General features: G+C 67.3%; 4 protein-coding genes. 2 read left to right on the plus strand and 2 right to left on the minus strand.

What is annotated here, in order from left to right; translation table 11 throughout:
• The coding region (locus AC04L7_RS14685; RefSeq protein WP_475513285.1) for an efflux RND transporter permease subunit at positions 1 to 1,084 on the plus strand (1,084 nt) is incomplete at its 5' end.
• 68 nt (positions 1,085 to 1,152) lie between these two features.
• On the opposite strand, the gene AC04L7_RS14690 is transcribed toward AC04L7_RS14685, so the two are convergent.
• On the minus strand, positions 1,153 to 2,136 hold the full coding sequence (locus tag AC04L7_RS14690; protein WP_435998916.1) for a GGDEF domain-containing protein: 984 nt from the start codon (positions 2,134 to 2,136) through the stop codon (positions 1,153 to 1,155).
• A gap of 231 nt (positions 2,137 to 2,367) precedes the next feature.
• Between AC04L7_RS14690 and AC04L7_RS14695 the strand changes: the two genes are divergently transcribed.
• Positions 2,368 to 3,015: a hypothetical protein gene (locus tag AC04L7_RS14695; RefSeq protein ID WP_435998914.1), complete on the plus strand. Its 648-nt coding sequence runs from the start codon at positions 2,368 to 2,370 to the stop codon at positions 3,013 to 3,015.
• 70 nt (positions 3,016 to 3,085) lie between these two features.
• Here AC04L7_RS14695 and AC04L7_RS14700 read toward each other — a convergent pair.
• On the minus strand, positions 3,086 to 3,482 hold a 397-nt coding region (locus tag AC04L7_RS14700), incomplete at its 5' end, for a hypothetical protein (protein ID WP_475513286.1).

Raw genomic sequence — 3,482 nt, forward strand, 5'->3', positions numbered from 1 at the left:
CGATACGCTGGTGGAAGTGGGCGAGCGTATCGAGGCTGTCGCGAAGACGATCGAAGGTGCAGCCGACGTGCGCATGGAACAGGCCACCGGCCTGCCGCTGCTCACCATCACGCCGGACCGGCAGGCATTGATCCGTTACGGCCTGAATCCCGGCGACGTGCAGGACACTGTGGCGACGGCGGTCGGTGGCGAGGTGGCGGGGCAACTGTTCGAGGGCGACCGTCGTTTCGACATCGTGGTGCGCCTGCCGGAAACGATGCGGCAGGATCCGGCCGCCCTGCACGACCTGCCGATTCCGCTGGGAGGTGCCGGCAACGAGGACGAATCGACGCGCGCGGCAAGCTGGGTCTCGGGAACGCCGGGCACGGTGCCGTTGCGCGAGGTGGCGAAGATCGAGACCACGCTGGGGCCGAACCAGGTCAACCGCGAGAACGGCAAGCGCCGCGTGGTGGTGACGGCCAACGTGCGCGGTCGCGATCTCGGCGGTTTCGTCGATGACCTGCGCACGCGCGTGGGCGCCGAGGTGCAGCTGCCCGCAGGCTACTGGATCGACTACGGCGGCACGTTCGAACAGCTGATCTCGGCCAGCCAGCGCCTGGCGATCGTCGTACCGGCGACGCTGGTGGTAATCTTCGCGCTCTTGTTCTGGGCGTTCGGCTCGGCGAAGGACGCCGCGATCGTCTTCACCGGCGTCCCGCTGGCATTGACCGGTGGCGTCATCGCGCTGGCCRTGCGCGGGATTCCCCTGTCGATCTCGGCCGGGGTGGGGTTCATCGCGCTGTCGGGCGTGGCCGTGCTCAACGGGCTGGTGATGATCGCCTTCATCCGCAAGCTGCGCGCGCAGCGCATGCCTCTGGACGAGGCGGTGGTGGAGGGCGCGCTCGGTCGCCTGCGGCCGGTGCTGATGACGGCGCTGGTCGCCTCGCTCGGCTTCCTGCCGATGGCGTTCAATGTCGGTGCGGGTTCGGAGGTGCAGCGTCCGCTGGCGACGGTGGTAATCGGCGGCATCGTGTCGTCAACGTTGCTGACGCTGGTGGTGCTGCCGGTGCTGTACCGGTGGTGGTGGGCTGGAAACGAGAAGTGAGTGATGGAGCGAGGAGTGAGGGGTGAGAGGAATGGGGTTTCCTCACTCCCCACTTTCTCCGCGCCCTCCTAGAACAGCTCGTCCGCGATCACGTAGCTGTCGCGCCCGGCCGACTTGGCACGGTAGAGCGCGGCATCCGCGCGCGAGAACCAGTCGTGCCAGGTCTTTTCCTGTTCCCTCAACAGGGCGGCGCCCAGCGAGATGGTGATGCGGCCCCCGGGTCCACGCAACGCGCCACGGACGGCCTTGCGCAGCCGCTCGGTGGCGCGCTCCAGGTCCTCGGTGTTGTCGAGCTGCAGCAGCGCCACGAATTCCTCGCCACCGAAACGGAACACCTGGTCGTTGCGACGCATCTCGAAGCGGAGAATGGAGGCCAGGTCGGCGATGGCGGCATCGCCCGCCGCGTGTCCGTACTGGTCGTTGACGTCCTTGAAGTGGTCCAGGTCCAGGACCACCAGGCCGAAGCAGCATTCGCCGCGCTGGAAGCGGTCGACCGCGTCGCCCAGCGCACGCTCCATGCTGCGCCGGTTCGGGACGCCGGTCAGTGCGTCGATGGCGGCCAGGCGCTCGAGTTGCACGCGGTCGTCCTGCGTGCGGGAGGCGAAGATCAGCGAGAACGCGGTGATAAGCGCGGCACTGACGAACACGGAGATCGCATGCACGCCGTCGTGGAAGAAGCCGGGCATCAGCTGGATGCCGACGATCAGCGCGACGTTGCAACCTACCGCCACCCAGCGATGCGCGATGAAGAAGTTGGTCAGCAGCACCAGGTAGGTCCAGGTGAGCGCCGTATGGCCGAGCATCAGGCACGCACCGAACGTGGCGCACGAATTGAACGCCGCCAGCACGTTGCCGGCACGCAGGCTGTCGCCCGTGCGCCACGCATAGACGACAGGCGCCACCACGACCAGGACGACGGCGAGGTCGAAGGCGGCCATGCTGGTGTGCCCCTGCCAGGCCCTGTACACGCCGAACGAGGCGATGGTCACTGCYGTGATGGAGCCCAGCAGGACGATGATGTCCAGGCGGAAATCTCGACGTTTGGGCTTCATGGCGAGGGCCGGGTGACGGCGAGGGGAGTCGGTGGATTCGTCGCTCAACGGGAACGGGACAGGTCGGCTGCGCCACCCCGGCGCCCGCGCAGTGTAGGCGTTGGCTTGAAGGCGCGAGTGATCACCGTCACGCTTGCGGCCGCCGTTCCTTCTCACAGAAGGCCCGCAGCGTCATTGCGTATTCAGCCGATCGTGCGAAGACTCTCGCCACCGCACTGGAGGAGAACGGACATGAAGGCACTGAGAGCAACGGTACTCGCGGCATCGCTGGGCTGGGCGATGGCCTGCAGCTTGCCGGCCCACGCACAGACGGTGGGCTACAACATCCGCACCGGCGATGTCTGGGTGGATACCCGGCTCGGCGAGATCAACGATTACGGGCGCCGTTACCGCGATCCGTTCGTGTCGGAGATGACGGGCTACTACGGCGCGCCGCGCTCGCTCGTGCTGGATCTGCTCGACCGTCGCGGTTGGGCACCTGGCGACGTGTACTTCGCGTGCTCCATCGCGCGCGCCCTGGGGATTCCCTGCGTGGACGTGGTGCAGCGGTACGAGCGCAATCCCGGCCAGGGCTGGGGCAATCTCGCCAAGCAGATGGGCATCAAGCCCGGCTCCCCTGCCTTCCATGCCCTGAAGAAGGGTGCGGCAGGCACGTACGATCGCTGGGGTTACCCCATCCGCGTCGACCAGCGCATCAGTGTCGACTGGTCCAAGCACGGGCCGGGCCAGGGCAAGGGCGCTGCCGGCGGCAAGCCGCAGGCGGGTCCGGCCAGGAATGACCATGCGGGACACGGGCCGGGCAATGCCGGCAAGGGACCTGGCAACAGCGGCAAGGGCAACCCTGGCAAGGGGAACGGCAAGGGCAATGGACGCGACTGAGCCATCGTCCCGCTGACAGGGAAACGGCCTCCCGTGGAGGCCGTTTTTCTTTACGCGCGTCGTGCCCGGATCAGGCCGACAGCGCTTCCAGCGTCTTGAATACCTGGGGCACTGCCATGGCAGGGGTGCCGCCGTTGACCGACACCGCGCGCAGGCCGTGCTGGTAGCTCTGCCAGATCATCTCGTCGGCATGCTGGATGTCGACGCCGCGGAACTCGCCGGCGCCCATGCCACGACTGAGTTCCAACCGTACCGGTTCGCGCATGCGACGGAGCGCCGTGTTCATTTCGGCCTCCACGGCCGGCGACCAGCGCGCCGACACGCTCCACAAGGCAGGGAAGGCGATGAAGTTGGCCGCGTCCTCGCGCGCCATCCAGAAATAGAAATCGAGAATACGCTGTGCGTGCGTCGATCCCTGCGGACGTTCCACCATCGGTGCCCGCCGCGCGGTGTAGTCGCGGATCAAC

Source organism: Pseudoxanthomonas sp. LjRoot204_2 (assembly GCF_056175765.1).

What these genes read in the sequence shown, in the direction of transcription:
- AC04L7_RS14695 (WP_435998914.1), top strand. Translation starts at nt 2,368, where the DNA reads ATGAAGGCACTGAGAGCAACGGTACTCGCGGCATCGCTGGGCTGGGCG.